The sequence below is a fragment of the Syntrophomonas palmitatica JCM 14374 genome (genome assembly GCF_001311885.1).
GTDB classification, from domain to species: Bacteria; Bacillota; Syntrophomonadia; order Syntrophomonadales; family Syntrophomonadaceae; genus Syntrophomonas_A; species Syntrophomonas_A palmitatica.
This window is the reverse complement of record NZ_BBCE01000002.1, coordinates 136,091-151,152: the sequence shown is the minus strand read 5'-3', so window position 1 is coordinate 151,152 and position 15,062 is coordinate 136,091. Positions and strand designations below refer to the sequence as shown.

Below are 15,062 nucleotides of genomic sequence, written 5' to 3'. Positions count from 1 at the left end.
GAATCTATTTCATGGCGCTTCTCACCCCTGTAAAATGATCCAGCACCCCCACCCCATGTCCAATGGAGAATCCGTTTACCAGCGAAGCTTCAACATAACCCTTGGCCTTGCGAATAGCTTCAGAGACAGGATGCCCCAGAGCCAAATAGGTAGCAATAGCCGAAGAATAAGTACAGCCGGTGCCATGATTATTATGGCCGGCAACTCTCCTTCCCGGTAATTCGTAAACTTCATCAGGTCCGACAACCAAATCGATTGGTTCGCCCGGCAGGTGTCCTCCTTTTACCACTACCCATTTAGGCCCCATTTCTACGAGTTTTTTGCCCGCCTCGGCCATTTCCGCCGGGTCTTTAATAGTCGACCCCAGCAAGGTTTGGGCTTCCGGCAAATTGGGGGTTAATACCATTGCCATTGGCAACAGGTCATTTATCAAGCTGTTAACAGCCTCATCTTCCAGTAACCGGTCGCCGCTCTTGGCCACCATAACCGGGTCTAAGACCAGCGGCAGCCGGCCTGTTTCATAATTAACGGGCACGTCTTGCAGCTTGTCCGCCATAAGATCGCGTAAGAAAGCGGCCACCACCTGAATGGTGGCACTGCTGCCCAGCATGCCTATTTTAACCGCATCAACACGCACATCGGCAAAAACAGCTTCTAATTGCGCCCTTATTATTTCAGGTTTTATTTCCTGAACCCCCGTTACCCCTCTGGTGTTCTGTGCGGTTACGGCGGTTATTACACTCAGACCATACGCTCCCAAAGCCGATATCGTTTTCAGATCGGCTTGAATTCCTGCCCCGGCACAGGAATCCGACCCCGCAATAGTTAGAATATGTTTCATCTCTATCCCCCTAACTCCTTATACACAAACCCGTGTTGTGTATTTAATGTCATGATCTCCAAACCGTCTATCTGCTTTTATCTGTGGTCAATACTTTCCTCAAAGCAAAACAGGTGAACCAGCCAAGCAGTTCACCTGAAATTAAACAAGTAAAACACTTTCCTCCGCTGGTACGAGCCAGATCAGGTTCAAAGGGTCAGCGGCTACCGCCGCTATCTCAGCCTCGGATTATGAGGCCCCCCCAGTGTCATGTTTTTTTGCATTATATATGATAATGTAAACCGCAGCAAGCAAAATATACTAAGCCAGTCTTTCCTGCAGAGAACCTTCCCATTTTTTGCAGCGATCGCCCCAGTAAGCCAGGGGTTGATTGTCCCTTTTAATGCATACCACCTCGCAGAAGTTGGGACAACCTTTGCACTCATTACTGCGCGTAGTAAATTCACCCTCTAAGATGAATTGTTCGCCTTTAAAATTAGTGCCAAGGCTCTGCATCCGCGTTTGTTCCCTGGCAAGCAGCGCCGCCCCCATGGCTCCCATAACTTCATAATGTTCCGGGACCTGCACCGTCTGATCCAGCACCTTTTCAAAGGCTTTACGCAAACCGCGGTTGGCCGCAACTCCGCCCTGGAAAATAATCGGTTCTTCGAGTTTTTTGCCCCGGGCCAAATTGTTTAAATAATTTCTCACCAGGGCTTCGCATAAACCCATAATAATGTCTTCCACGGGATAACCCATTTGCTGTTTATGGATCATATCCGATTCGGCAAATACGCCGCAGCGCCCCGCTATCCTTACAGCCTGGTTTGACCTCAGTGCATATTCCCCGAATGATTCGATAGGAATACTGAGACGGGCTGACTGCTGATCCAAAAAGGATCCCGTACCGGCAGCACAAACTGTATTCATGGCGAAATCATTGACTATGCCGTTTTTCATAAATATAATTTTTGAGTCCTGCCCGCCAATTTCAATAACCGTCCTAACATTTGGATACAAATATGATGCTGCCACGGCATGAGCGGTTATCTCATTCTTTACTACATCCGCCCCCAATAAAACCTCGGCCAGGTAGCGTCCGCTGCCGGTAGTGCCTACTCCCCGGATCTGGACATCGCTTCCGGCCAGAGATTTATTAATAATGCCAAATCCATCCCGCAAGGCTTTGACCGGATTGCCCTGGGTGCGCAGGTAAACCTTATCTTTAAGCTGACAGCCTTCATCGATCAGCACGAAGTTACTGCTTACCGAGCCAATATCAACTCCCAAATAATAATGCAAACAAATTCCTCCTTTTTGATTCGCCACTGATTAACAAAGAGCCAGGAACGTTTACCACAGATATTACACAGATTGATACAGATAATTGTATCCTGGATTGCCGCTCTGTCGCTCGTAATAACATAATTGCACAGCAAGCGTTTCTGTGCCGCACTAACCTGTCAACTGCCAAAGTTGAGTTTTAATAAATTAATGGATAGTCATCTGTGTTCATCGGTGGTTAATTGTTTTAAACCGATACGCTTAATCTGCCGGCATCGTAGGCGGGGACAGTCTTTTTACGGCGCAGCATATCCACAAAGGCCTCCAGGCGGGTGTTTATGCCAGCGGCCCCATCGTGTTCATCAAAGTACAAGGTCATACAGGGAATGCCCTCAACATCACTAACCCGGCCCAAAACTGATTGTGCTACAATTTCCGGCATACAGGTCAGAGGACCGATTTGGATTAGTCCGTCATATCCCTGGCGGGCAAAATCCACCGCATATGCAACCGTTTCTCTGCCATGGCCCCCAACCCAGTAATTCAGATAAGGACGGCTCATTTTTATAATCTCGCGATGCCGGTTCTTCTTTAGCCATCCGCCCGTAAGGTGAATATTCACCCATTCGCTTAAATAAATGGATCTGGTTACTTCAACCCCTAAACGCCCTAATGAACGAGCAACATGATAGTTGGCACCCGGTTCCAAAATGGTATATATTTCACCTATCAAACCCAGGCGCAAAACCGGTTCATGATGCTGAGGCAGGGTTTCCAGCTTCTTTAATGATTCACGCAGGCAAATATCAACTTCCTTGCGGGCAGAAACCTGATCAATATCCCGCAGGCCTTGTTCGTATATCGTTTCACATGTGGTTTTATCGATCACCCTGGGAAGATAATATTCCAACTTACGTTCCAATGCTTCCACCGCATTAAGCTTGTACCAGGCAAATTTAACCGCCTGGTAGGCCTGGCGCATACTGACGTTTTCCCCCAGCGCTTTTACCTGTTTAAGCAGTTCTGATAATTTTGAGTCAGGGGCTTCCAAAACGATCATTTTAAAATCATAACCCAGATCACGCAGAATATCTCTTTCCACCTGGGCGTAATAACCGAAACGGCAAGGCCCCCATCCTCCTGCCATCACAATCGCGTTAGCTCCATTTTCCATGGCCTCGATAAAATTACCCATGTTTATTTTTAATGGCATGCAGGCATATTCCGGTGAATATTTCATTCCCAGTTCCAGGGTCCTTTTGCTGACCAGAGGAGGCACAACCACATCCAGCTTTAAACCTTTCAAAAGTGCTTTAATGGGAATATAAGCATTCCCCATGTGGGGAAAGGTTACCTTCATCCTGCATCCTCCTTCGCCGCAGCATATCACAAAAGGCCTCCAGGCGTGTTAAAACCCCGCCTTCACCGGTGTGTTCATCCACTGTCACCAACATAAACGGCTTATTTTGCACTCTGCGTTCTATAATTTCTCCAATCAGCGAATCCGGACCGCATCCAAAACAAGCCAGGTATACTATGCCATCTATTTCAGGTCTTTTTTCCATGTGCAGAGCCGTACCGACTAATTTTCTGCCCAGCGTCCAGAAGACACGTTTGGGCATATGGGCTGCTTCTTTTTCAATTTCATCTGCTGCAAACGTTTCCACCATGTGTATATTGCAGCCCATATTCCTTAATCTTGAAATAAGATTCATGCTGATATGGTCGTCATATAGTGAATAACCGTGTCCCAGGACACAAATATTCAAATCTCCTTTTTGACTTACAGGCCGCTCTTGACCCTCCCATATCCGTATGGCCTCTGCCATAGTATATCCCTGCTGCGCGATTTTAAGGCAGCGGTAATTTTCAAAGCGGCCATGTGCAAAAGCCCGTTCCGCCTGACGCTTGCTGCAGTTAAACAAGGCTCCGATCCTTTCTATATCACGCTGCAAATACTTGTTGGTTTTGCTAACATCAACGGTAATGTCTATTAAGGGAGGAAGCCCTTTTATACAAGCAGCAAGCATATCAGGTATTCCCATAAACTTGGGACATATATAAGCTTTAGGCTCCACACTTACCAGACGCGGAGCAAATAGATAATCCAGTTTCTGCCCGCAAAGCTCCCTGACATGTCCGAAATATACCTTTACCGGCAAACATATCTCGTCTACAGACATTTCTATTCCCTGGTCCATTGTAAACCGGCATGTTTCACGTGAAACAATAACTTCGGCCCCCAGGTCGTTAAAAAAGGTTTTCCATAATGGATAGTAATAATAGAAAAAAAGTCCCCTCGGGATGCCAACTTTCATTTTTACCTCCGCTCTGGATAAATCAGCACTAATCACTGTTAATCTGTGAAAAATTATAATCAGCCTTTGGGATTAAATATAACGGCCACCAAATATCCAAAAATGATGGCTGCGGCAATGCCCGCTGCAGCCGCTTCGATTCCTCCGCTGAAAGCCCCCAGTAAACCCTTTTGTTCTACGGCTTTTAAGGTTCCCTGGGTGAGCAGGTGTCCAAAACCGGAAAGGGGTACTGTAGCCCCAGCCCCCCCGATATTCACCAGGGGTTGATATAGTCCCAGACCGCTTAAAACTGCGCCGGCGGTGATATATCCTACCAGGATGTGGCCGGGTGTAATGCTGTTTTTAGTTAAATCCATAATCAACTGTCCTATTAAGCAAAGTATTCCCCCAACTAAAAACGCCATGTATAATGAACCCACTTATAACCCCTCCTTCAGGTAATTTTACTTGACCATTTACACCGAATAGGACTGCTTTTCTCCTTACTCTGTAACCTTTACATCTCACATCTCAATAGCAACCGCATGTGCTATTCCCGGAATAGTCTCGCCTTGAAAAGAAGTGGTGGGACTCATAAGCGCACCGGTAGCTACCAGCAGCATTTTTCTTATTTCACCATTTATCATTTTTTTCAGGAGGGGACCGCATAACATGACGGCTGAACAGCCGCAGCCGCTGCCGCCCGAGTTAACGTCCTGCTGACCATCGTATAATAATACTCCGCAGTCGCTGTAAGTGTTTACAGGAACAATACCCTCTTTCACAAAAAGCTGCCCGGCCATTGCCATACCCACCTTGCCAAGATCACCGGTAACAATAAGGTCATAATAATCAGCCGGCCGGTTCAAATCAGCCAGGTGCATTTTTATAGTGTCTACAGCGGCAGGAGCCATGGCACTGCCCATATCATTGGTATCTGACTGTCCTAAATCCACTACCTTGCCAACAGTGGCACATGTTATACGCGGTCCTTCGCCCATAGTCTGCAAAACAACAGCACCCGCGCCGGTTGCGGTCCATTGGGAACTGGGAATAGCTGAGTACCCTGCTCGGTAGGAAACCGGAATTGCCGTTCCGCCGTAAAGTGGTGGCTGCAGGCTGAGCTGACCACACGAGAAAAAAACCCGCCATCCAGGAGCATAGCACCGGTAATTAAAGCTTGAGCCATGGTCGAACATGCCCCGTATAGACCCATAAATGGTATTTCCAGCTCCCGGGCCGCAAAATTAGACGATACAATTTGATTTAACAAATCTCCGGCTAATAATAGTTCTGCATCCCGGGGAAGAAGACTGTTTTTGGCCAGGGCTATTTTGACGGTATCACGCAGCATTTTATGTTCAGCTTTTTCCCAGGTATCTTCATGGTTAAGATAATCAGGCATAACCTGGTCAAAATCATTAGCCCAGGGGCCTTCCCCCTCCTTGGGACCAACTGTGGACGCCCAGGCGGTTAATACCGGAGGATAGCTGAATAATACTGATTGCATGCCCCTTTTCTTTTCCCCAGCCATAAGCTGCCGCCCCCCTGCCATTATCAAATCTATAACATTTATAGACTACCGCAGCACAATCTTAATCAAACCAATTAAGGTTGAGACCACAAAACCAAATAGCAAGGTAGGTCCAGCTACGCTAAATATGCGCGCCCCTACCCCGAAGATATAGCCCTCGCGTTTGAATTCCAGCGCCGAAGCTACAATAGCATTGGCAAAACCGGTTATAGGCACTATGGAACCGGCTCCGGCCCGTTTGCCCAGTTCATCATAGATTCCCAGGCCTGTAAAAAGCGCTGCCAGAAACACCAGTACCACTGCGGTAGCGGAACCGGCATCGTTTATTTTAAAGCCCTGGCTCAAAAAGTAATTAGTGAGCATCTGGCCCAGCACGCAAATGAGACCACCAACTATAAATGCCCAAATGCAATGTTTAAATACCTGGGATTTCGGTTTCACGCGCTGTACCATGGCATCGTATTCTTGCATTTCGATATTTTTTAGTTCCTGGCTTTTTTCCGTCATGCTTAGTCCTCCTGGTAGCATATTATGGGCATTGAACAGTCTTTTTATGCTATGCCGATAACAATTTCGCCCGGCGGAGCAATCGGTTGCGGTGTTCCAACTTACTTCGCTGCGCCTGCAATGACAGGCGGTGATATTTCCAATTAAGATGACTTTTCAAACTACTTGCCAACGATCTGACCACACTTATCCATAACCGTTGACAAAAGATACTGTACTATGCAAAAAACGAAATGGCACCCTCCATAAGGGTGCCATTTTACCCATTGGTCTTTAAAGCTATTCTACGTAAGCAATCTTCACATTAGCCTTATATTCAATAATTTTGTTGTCTCGGCAGCCGGCGGTCCAGTTGTAAACCTCGACCCCGGTAACACTTCCGCAGCTCTTGGAAGCTTCATAAACCGCATTTTCTATGGCATCCTGCCAGCTGCGAGTTGATTCGCCTACAAATTCAGCTACCTTTACCTGCAAATAAAAAACCTCCTTTATGTTATTTAACAATATTAGTATTGCGTTTTCACCCGGCCTTATGCAGCAAAAGAAACAAACTTGTACGCTTAACTTATAGGCACTAAGACTAATTCCTGTTCATATCATAAAAATAAACATCAATATATGAAAATTCGCGTTGGGGAGAGAAAACATGATTAAGGTGTATACGGAGCGGTCACCGTTTCATCACGTTAACCAACAGATGGAACCCATTCAAGATACCGGGCCGGGCATATCCATAATTACAGTTACAAACCGTTTAAATTACAGGGATAGAATCCTGGCCAACTACCAGCGTCAAGATTATCATCCCCGTGAGTTGATCATTGTATTGAACAATAATGCGATGCTGTTGGAAGAATGGCAGCAAGCCCTCGAAAAATACCCAGACATCAAATTAATACAGGCGGACGAATCGTGGTCCCTGGGCAAGTCGCTTAATTACGGCGTTTCAAAGGCGCATTATGATTACATTGCCAAGTTCGATGATGATGATTACTATGCATCCGGATATCTGAAGGGACAAATGCAGGCGCTCCTGGATAATAATGCCTCAGTAGTGGGCAAAGCCAGCTTTTACCTGTATTTTGAGGCCAATAGGAGCCTGGCCGTTTATAATCCCGATCAGGAAAACCGTTTCGTAAATTATGTAACCGGAGCCACCTTGTTAATTAAAAAGGAAACGTTTGAGAAATTCACTTTCCCGGAACGCAACGCGGGAGAAGATGTGGAATTCCTGTCTCTGTGCAAGGAAAAAGGTCTCCCGATTTACTCCAGTTCTAAAGAGGATTTCGTTGGCATCAGGCGAGGAGACATAAGCACCCATCTCTGGCAGGACAGTGACGAAGTACTTCTGTCCCGTTCACATCTGATAGCTCACACCAGTCATTACCTTTCCTTTATATCTGCCCGCATTAATCCATCTAAGCGTGAACCCCTCACTACCCCCACTAACAACAAAATATATGTGCGATCACGTTCGACTCGAATCGCATTATAGTATTAATACAAAGATTTTTACTTAGGTTGTGGCCTGCAGCATAGGGTGACAGTATTTACAAAGCCCATTTAACGAACGCAAATTTACGCCTATTAAATGGGCTTCTAAATCTGGAACAACAGGCCTATTAACTTAAGTTGTTTATTCAACCCCTTTTAGGGACTAATGGTGATGCGCCTTTTCGAACCCGGCATAGGCAGGCGATATACTACACTAGTAAACTGCGCTCCCGGTCTGATGGTTATCTTTTTGCGTCCTCCCCGGTTAATAAAATCAGCTATCATAGGGAACATATTGTATTCATCCAGGACCTTATCCCGGGCAGCCATTATAGCGTGAAGGGACCGCTCATATTGATTGCTGTCTATGCATTGTTCAATGGTCTTAATAACCTGCTCAGGATTATTTATGTCAATCGCCGTATATGCATCAGAAGAAAAATACTGTTTCAGATTGGGACAGCCGTAATATATAGGGTAGGCTCCAGCCAGATAGGTATCAGCCAGTTTTTCAGTCCAGTAATGGGACAGATAATTATTTTCTATAGCAACATGATATTTGTAACCGGCGATAGCGTCCCATTTGTCATCAATGTCACGTATACCGTGTCCGAATATATCTATGGAGTCACCAAAATGCTCCTTGAGCCTTTGCACCATTTCCAGCCTTTTTCTGTGTCCCGCGCTGTAATCCTTATTGGAACTGACTACTGATAGGAGTCTGTGTTTTTCAAAGTGCCGCATGGCTTTAAAGTCATCGTAGGTTTTGGTTACAATGCTGCGCCTGTTCTCAACGTCAAGGAGAATGCGCCCCACATGCCAGTTTAAGCCCGGTTGGCCGTAGGCAACCTTGGGATGAATGATATCCCGGTGAAATGTTAAAATCCGTGCAAACTGCCTGAGAAAAATAGGGTTATACTTCTTAATATCCGGCGGCTCGGCAGTAATAAAAATCGTGTTTTGCGGGGGACAATAGCAGCTTTCCCGCTGGGTCAAACCATTGTAAACCACCCAGTAATCGCAATCTTCCACTTCCTGGTCAATAAAAAACTGAAAATTTTCCCAGATTCCTGATGAACCTGGCGTCTGCCGAATAATTGGCTCATAAGGTAAATCTGTGCTCAATTTGACTTTAATCACGGGCATGCCTCCTATAGTATTCAGTAAACCATTTATAGGTGGACCTTAAGCCTTCCTCCAGGGTTATCACCGGCTGCCAGCCCAGGGCCTTTATTTTATTTATATCAAGCAGTTTTTGGGGAGTTCCGTCCGGTTTGGCGGTATCATATACTATAGCTCCTGAATAGCCGATTACCTCTTTAAGCAGCTGCGCGGCTTCGGCAATGCTGATATCTTTACCGCTGCCAATATTTATAATTTCACTGCCTGAGTATATATTCATCAGCAATATGACAGCTGCTGCCAGGTCATCGACATGCAAAAATTCCCGCCGTGGCTTTCCTGTTCCCCATACCGCCACTTCCTTTTCTCCATTTAATTTGGCCAGGTGAAAACGGTGCATCAAGGCCGCCAGAACATGTGCGTTTTCCAAATCAAAATTATCGCCGGGTCCATATAAATTGGCGGGCATAACACATATAAAATCAGTGCCGTATTGGCGATTATAGGCCTGGCACATTTTAATACCGGCAATTTTGGCTACGGCATAAGGTTCGTTAGTTGATTCCAAATAACCGCCCATCAAGCATTCTTCATGGATGGGCTGGGAGGCGAGCCGGGGATAAATACAAGAAGATCCTAAAAAGAGCAGTTTTTTTACCCCATGACGATAAGCGGAATCGATCACATTGGTCTGAATCTGCAGATTGTCACGGATAAAGTCTGCCGGGTGCTGCTGGTTGGCGGCTATGCCTCCCACCCGGGCGGCAGCCAGGAAAACATATTCTGGTTTTTCAAAAGCAAAAAAATTTTTGACGGATTCCTGCCGACATAAGTCCAGTGAATCCCGGGGTTTTAATATGAGGTTGTTAAATCCCTGCTCCCGCAAGTGCCGGGTAATAGTAGAACCCACCAAGCCTTCATGCCCGGCTACATATATTCTGGCCTCCTTATCCAAACGGCACCCCCCTCGGCTCCACCTTGTGTCCGGCTTCCCGCAGAGTTTTTTCCTGCCGCGCCATCTCCAGATCGTGATTCAGCATCATCCGCACCAATTGTTCAAAACTCACCCGGGGCTTCCACTGCAGAAGATTTCTGGCCCGGGTGGAATCTCCCAGGAGATAGTCAACTTCACTGGGTCTGAAATAACGCGGGTCAATTTTGACGTAATCGCGCCAGTTAAGCTCCAGCAGATTAAACACCAATTCTACAAACTCCTGTACGGAATGGGCTTCTCCGGTAGCTATAACATAATCACCGGGCTTTTCATGCTGCAGCATAAGCCACATAGCTTCCACGTAATCCCCGGCAAAACCCCAGTCACGAAAGGCCGCCAAATTCCCTAAAAAGAGTTCGTTCTGCAGCCCCAGCTTTATGCGGGATGCAGCCCTGGTTATTTTTCTGGTTACAAAGGTTTCGCCGCGGCGGGGTGATTCATGATTGAAGAGAATCCCGTTGGCAATAAACATTCCATAAGCTTCACGGTAGTTAACCCCATACCAGTAAGCTGCCACCTTGGAAACGGCATAGGGACTGCGGGGATAAAAAGGTGTGTCTTCATTTTGAGGCGGGGGCGAAGCCCCAAACATCTCAGAGGACCCGGCCTGGTATATTTTCACCTGACAACCCGATACATCAATATAATCACGCAGGGATTCGAACAGCCGCAGAGTTCCGGTGGCCACCGTGTCAGCCGTATATTCCGCCTGTTCAAATGATACTTTCACATGTGATTGTGCGGCCAGGTTGTATACTTCATCCGGTTTTACCCGGTGCAGTATTCGCCTTAAACCGGTTGCGTCATTCAAATCACCGTAGTGAAGAAAAAAGCCGCAATTATCATCATGGGGATCGCGGTAAATATGCTGAATTCTTTCCGTGTTAAAGGTTGAGGCCCGGCGGATAACTCCATGCACTTCATATCCTTTGTTTAACAGGAATTCTGCCAAATATGATCCATCTTGACCGGTTATCCCTGTAACCAGAGCTCTTTTAGGTTTGCCTGCCATTCTCATGTTCCTTCCCCAGCCAGGTTCTTAATTTACGAACCGGATTGTCACCGCGTAATATACGGAACAAAATCAGCGGTTCTGACAACAAATTCACAGTATTTCAGATACTCGTTTTCATCTACCTTCCAGGTATGTGAATCCACATTGGAGCGGCGGATGGCCACAAAATTGAAGCGGTCAGTGGCATATATGCCTATCCCCTGTTCCCGGCATTTGCTCAGGAACATGCTATCTTCTCCCTCGGTCACATCCGGGAATCTTACCTTTTTGAAAACCTCCCGGCGTATTATCATAGTCGCGCCCGCTACTCCGTGTTCATATACGTTTTCATGGTTAGGCAAAGCTATGGCCAGGGTTTTGCTGGCCTCAAAGTAAACGAACATCGCACATTTGCCCACAATCCCGGCATAAACTGATGGAAATACATGCAAAGCATCGCTTAAATAGTTGGGAGCATAATAATCGTCATCATCAAACTTGGCTATATACTCATATCCGGCCAGGTCAACAGCATAGTTTAAGCAATAACCGAGATGCATTTCGGCATCCACATGAAATATGCGAATATCCGGGTGGCCTCCTGCCCGGTGCAGCCATTCACCTATATCAACACTGTTAGAGTTCACAATAATTATTAATTCTTTTTGGGGATAAACCTGGCGCAGGTAATTGGCCATAATTCTGTCCAAACTATCAGAACGGTTGGTACACGTGATTACAGAGACTCCTGGTATTTGTTGTTCCGCTGCTCCATAGCGGTTTACCTTAAATGACACCCGTCTGCCCGCAACACTTATGTTGCTGTAGCCCTGGGCCGAATTGGCATTAACCCTAATAGTTCCTGCTCTATTAACACGAACTTTTACCTGCCTATTGACATCCATGGAAGGCCTCCTAGCACAGATTAAGCCAGAGTTATAATTCCAATATATGAATATGGCCTTTTTTTGTTACCGGGTGATAAACACTGTCTCCCACAAATTAAAGAGGAGAACATTTTAGTGTCCTCCTATCAGGGTTTTAAAAAGTAAATTATCTAAAGATTGCCGCGCCGTCGCCTCGTAATAACAACTAAGCTATTTTCGCTCGTTGCAAGGATGGTTAGCTACGCAGCCATCTAAAAAGAATCACAACTAATGCTTATCCACAAACTAACAGGAGAACACCTGCGGTGTTCTCCTGTTTTCACCAACCTTCCTTTCTTTTTATTTAGTTTAGTACACCACGCATTTTCTGTATGGCGGCTTTCTCAATACGAGAAATCTGCACCTGGGATACGCCCAGGCGTTCTGCAATGCTGGATTGGGTTTCATCCTTAAAAAACCGTCCGATTATCACCTCTCTTTCCCGAACGCTCAGCTTCTCCAGAGCCTCGCGCAATGCCATTTTTTCTAATATAGACCCAGTGGTCTCGTCATTAGCCAGTTTATCTATTAGCGAAAGCTGTTCTTTATCGTCTCCGGGCATAATATCATGAATATAAGCCGGAGCCTGACACGCTTCTATAGCTACTACCACATCTTCCCGATCCATTTCGAGGAGGCTTGCTATCTCATTAATCACCGGTTCCCTGCCAAGGTCGGAGCGCAGTTTCTCCTGAGCCCAGCGGATGCGGGAATAGTTTTCTTTAACCCCCCGCTGTACCTTTAAAATCCCATCGTCCCGCAGAAATTTCTTAATCTCCCCGATGATCATAGGTACAGCATAGGTTGAGAAACGCACATTAAATGAGAAATCAAATTTATCTATGGCTTTAAGTAAGCCTATTGACCCTACTTGAAAAAGGTCTTCGTAATCATATGAGGTGTTTTTAAATCTCTCCAGGACCATATATACTAGTCCCAGGTTGTTTTCAAACAACGTATTGCGGGCTTCGTTATCCCCTTCACGAGCTTGATGAGCAGGGCTTCATTTTCCTCATAGGAATTCATCTTGCCCCTGCCCCCTCTCAAGCATAGGCTTCCTGTTCCCGTTTAAGGAAACTGCGTTTCAGTCTTACGCTGGTTCCTTCGTGGGGACTGCTTGTAACCCCCATTTCGTCCATAAATGATTTCATGAAGGTAAAGCCCAGACCCATCCTGGATGGAACACTGGAATAAGCCGGCTGCATAGCTTGTTCCAGATTATCTATGCCTTTCCCATAGTCTATTATGTTTATTTCCAGGCTGCGATTGTCATCTATGCTGCATTCAATTACTATCTTCCCGTCACTGCGGTTTTCATAACCATGAATAATACAGTTGGAGACGGCTTCAGAAACCACCAGCTTGATTTCTTCGATATCCTCCAGGGTGCAATTAAGCTGCGCCGCAAAAGAACTCACACAGGTTCGGGCCAGTGCTGCATTTTCAGGCAGACTCGGAAATTCGAATCGAATGTAATTCTTAATATTCATAACAGGACCCAGCCTCCGGCCGGTTTCACCTCCTTTAAATATTTATTATATCCTGTTCATTTGTATAAATGGGTACCAGTTTGTTGATCCCGGAAAACACGAGAATTTTTTCCACAGCAGGATTGGCCCCAACTATGAACATGCGCCCGCTGGCGGAAGAAATCTTCTTATAGCGGCCCAAAATAACCCCCAGCCCGGAGCTGTCGATAAAACTAACCCTCTCCAGGTTAATAATCAGATTTTTAATGTTGCTTTCTTCCAGGCGCATGTCAATTTCTTTACGAAGCTTATCCGCGATCAGCAGATCCATCTCGCCCTTTAATTTGACTACCAGGGTGTTCCTGACCTGTTTTAATTCATAGTTCATAGAAAAATATCCCCTCCCTGTCATCTCCAATAGAGATTCAACAAGGAGGGGATAAATTCCTTCCACAAAATTCCATTTATAAGAGATACGTTTCGGCAAATACCTTCAGGATTTGTTTAATTAAACCGGCACGGGGAACATCATTAGCAGCAACGATATTAACCTGTTTGGATATTTCTCCATTTTTATATACCTGATATTCTCCTAACTTTTGACCTTTTTTAACGGGCGCGTCAATATAAGCTACCAGGCTCTTTTCTGCCCGCAGTTTTTTCTCATCACCCTTGTTGAAGATGGCTCCCACATCTTCTTCGGCTACAGCTTCAACATCATCCACTACTCCTTTGCCTACCTTAACGACTCCACACAGCTGCCCCGAGGAGAATAGTTTTTATAGGCATAACGGGCGAAACCATAGTTGAACAGCTTCATCGCATCCCTGAAATTTCCGTGCGTTTCGGGAGCTGCCATAACAACCGCTATGAGACGCAGTCCATCCCGTTTTGCGGTGGCGGTCAGACAATGTTTGGCTTCATTGGTCCACCCGGTCTTAAACCCGTCAGCGCCTTGATACCACCACAACAATTTATTGGTGTTATATAATTTGAAAGCGCCCTGACGAAGATTGTATTCCTTAATCGAGGTATACTCCAGTACTTTGGGATGTTTCAAAGCGTAACGGGCGATCACTGCCATATCACGGGCACAACTGTAATGATCCGGAGCCGGCAGCCCGTAAGCATTAACAAAATGTGTATTTCTCAAACCCATCATTTTAGCTTCCTGATTCATCCTGTTGACAAAATTTTTATGACTGCCTTCCAGGTACTCCGCCACAGCTACTGAAGCATCATTGGCGGAACCTACAGCTATTGAAATAAGCATATCTTCCAGGCTCATCTGTTCACCTGGTTCCAGATAAACTTGAGAACCACCCATTTTGGATGCATCTTCGCTGGTCTGAACCTTGTCCTGCAAACTAATTTTGCCCGATTCCAAATCCCGGGCCGCCAGAATTAAAGTCATCAGTTTTGTCATGCTGGCCGGGGGCAGTCTTTTATCCGGGTTTTTACTTAAAAGAATTTTACCGGAATCTGCATCCATCAAAACGTAGGATTCTGATTTTAGATCCAGTGTATCCGCCCGAACAGGGATCGCAGCGGTAACAGTAAAAGTGAAAACCATAAGTAGAAGCCAAATTAACCTGTTTATTCGGGCCATGAAACGATACCT

At 45.9% G+C, this 15,062-nt stretch carries 15 protein-coding genes, 2 pseudogenes and 1 riboswitch; of the genes and pseudogenes, 1 reads left to right on the top strand and 16 read right to left on the bottom strand.

Going from position 1 to position 15,062, the window contains the following annotated elements; genetic code table 11:
• Positions 1-4: 4 nt before the first annotated feature.
• The 8 genes and pseudogenes from thiD to JCM14374_RS02040 all read right to left on the bottom strand — a co-directional run bounded on the left by thiD (position 5) and on the right by JCM14374_RS02040 (position 6,916).
• A complete protein-coding gene (gene thiD, locus JCM14374_RS02075) occupies positions 5-841 on the bottom strand; it encodes a bifunctional hydroxymethylpyrimidine kinase/phosphomethylpyrimidine kinase (protein ID WP_054692833.1) in 837 nt (278 codons plus the stop codon).
• 142 nt (positions 842-983) lie between these two features.
• A riboswitch (TPP riboswitch) is annotated at positions 984-1,094 on the bottom strand.
• Between the two features lie 47 nt (positions 1,095-1,141).
• Complete coding sequence (locus tag JCM14374_RS02070; RefSeq protein ID WP_054692830.1) at positions 1,142-2,122, bottom strand: acyl-CoA dehydratase activase; 981 nt, start codon at positions 2,120-2,122, stop codon at positions 1,142-1,144.
• Positions 2,123-2,351: 229 nt separating this feature from the next.
• Positions 2,352-3,464: a CoA protein activase gene (locus JCM14374_RS02065; RefSeq protein WP_054692827.1), complete on the bottom strand. Its 1,113-nt coding sequence runs from the start codon at positions 3,462-3,464 to the stop codon at positions 2,352-2,354.
• Positions 3,418-4,422 carry an acyl-CoA dehydratase activase-related protein gene (locus JCM14374_RS02060; protein WP_054692824.1) on the bottom strand — a complete coding sequence of 335 codons (1,005 nt, stop codon included), beginning with the start codon at positions 4,420-4,422 and terminating at the stop codon, positions 3,418-3,420. Before JCM14374_RS02060 ends, JCM14374_RS02065 begins: the two co-directional genes overlap by 47 nt.
• A 59-nt stretch (positions 4,423-4,481) precedes the next feature.
• Complete coding sequence (gene spoVAE / locus JCM14374_RS02055; RefSeq protein WP_054692976.1) at positions 4,482-4,826, bottom strand: stage V sporulation protein AE; 345 nt, start codon at positions 4,824-4,826, stop codon at positions 4,482-4,484.
• A 99-nt stretch (positions 4,827-4,925) separates the two neighbouring features.
• A pseudogene (gene spoVAD, locus JCM14374_RS02050) lies at positions 4,926-5,911 on the bottom strand (stage V sporulation protein AD).
• 69 nt (positions 5,912-5,980) lie between these two features.
• On the bottom strand, positions 5,981-6,442 hold the full coding sequence (gene spoVAC, locus JCM14374_RS02045) for a stage V sporulation protein AC (protein WP_054692821.1): 462 nt from the start codon (positions 6,440-6,442) through the stop codon (positions 5,981-5,983).
• A 279-nt stretch (positions 6,443-6,721) separates the two neighbouring features.
• Positions 6,722-6,916 (bottom strand): dodecin family protein, encoded by a 195-nt coding sequence (locus JCM14374_RS02040; RefSeq protein WP_054692818.1) that lies wholly within the window; start codon positions 6,914-6,916, stop codon positions 6,722-6,724.
• A 172-nt stretch (positions 6,917-7,088) separates the two neighbouring features.
• Between JCM14374_RS02040 and JCM14374_RS02035 the strand changes: the two genes are divergently transcribed.
• Positions 7,089-7,937 (top strand): glycosyltransferase family 2 protein, encoded by an 849-nt coding sequence (locus JCM14374_RS02035; RefSeq protein WP_054692815.1) that lies wholly within the window; start codon positions 7,089-7,091, stop codon positions 7,935-7,937.
• 155 nt (positions 7,938-8,092) lie between these two features.
• On the opposite strand, the gene JCM14374_RS02030 is transcribed toward JCM14374_RS02035, so the two are convergent.
• The 8 genes and pseudogenes from JCM14374_RS02030 to JCM14374_RS01995 form a co-directional block, all read right to left on the bottom strand.
• The gene (locus tag JCM14374_RS02030) at positions 8,093-9,076 is read right to left on the bottom strand and encodes a glycosyltransferase family 10 domain-containing protein (RefSeq protein ID WP_054692813.1); all 984 of its coding nucleotides are present in this window, start codon (positions 9,074-9,076) and stop codon (positions 8,093-8,095) included.
• Positions 9,069-10,013 carry a GDP-L-fucose synthase family protein gene (locus JCM14374_RS02025; RefSeq protein ID WP_054692810.1) on the bottom strand — a complete coding sequence of 315 codons (945 nt, stop codon included), beginning with the start codon at positions 10,011-10,013 and terminating at the stop codon, positions 9,069-9,071. The genes JCM14374_RS02030 and JCM14374_RS02025 overlap by 8 nt, the downstream gene beginning before the upstream one ends.
• Entirely contained in the window at positions 10,006-11,070 is a 1,065-nt protein-coding gene (gene gmd, locus JCM14374_RS02020) for a GDP-mannose 4,6-dehydratase (protein ID WP_207641565.1), read from the bottom strand. Before gmd ends, JCM14374_RS02025 begins: the two co-directional genes overlap by 8 nt.
• 41 nt (positions 11,071-11,111) lie before the next feature.
• A complete protein-coding gene (locus JCM14374_RS02015) occupies positions 11,112-11,951 on the bottom strand; it encodes a glycosyltransferase family 2 protein (RefSeq protein ID WP_054692807.1) in 840 nt (279 codons plus the stop codon).
• A 325-nt stretch (positions 11,952-12,276) separates the two neighbouring features.
• A complete protein-coding gene (locus tag JCM14374_RS02010) occupies positions 12,277-12,927 on the bottom strand; it encodes a SigB/SigF/SigG family RNA polymerase sigma factor (RefSeq protein ID WP_083453811.1) in 651 nt (216 codons plus the stop codon).
• 88 nt (positions 12,928-13,015) lie between these two features.
• Entirely contained in the window at positions 13,016-13,462 is a 447-nt protein-coding gene (spoIIAB, locus tag JCM14374_RS02005) for an anti-sigma F factor (protein WP_054692804.1), read from the bottom strand.
• A gap of 34 nt (positions 13,463-13,496) precedes the next feature.
• Entirely contained in the window at positions 13,497-13,829 is a 333-nt protein-coding gene (gene spoIIAA / locus JCM14374_RS02000; RefSeq protein ID WP_054692795.1) for an anti-sigma F factor antagonist, read from the bottom strand.
• A 76-nt stretch (positions 13,830-13,905) separates the two neighbouring features.
• Positions 13,906-15,050, bottom strand: a pseudogene (locus JCM14374_RS01995) (D-alanyl-D-alanine carboxypeptidase family protein).
• Between the last annotated feature and the right edge of the window lie 12 nt (positions 15,051-15,062).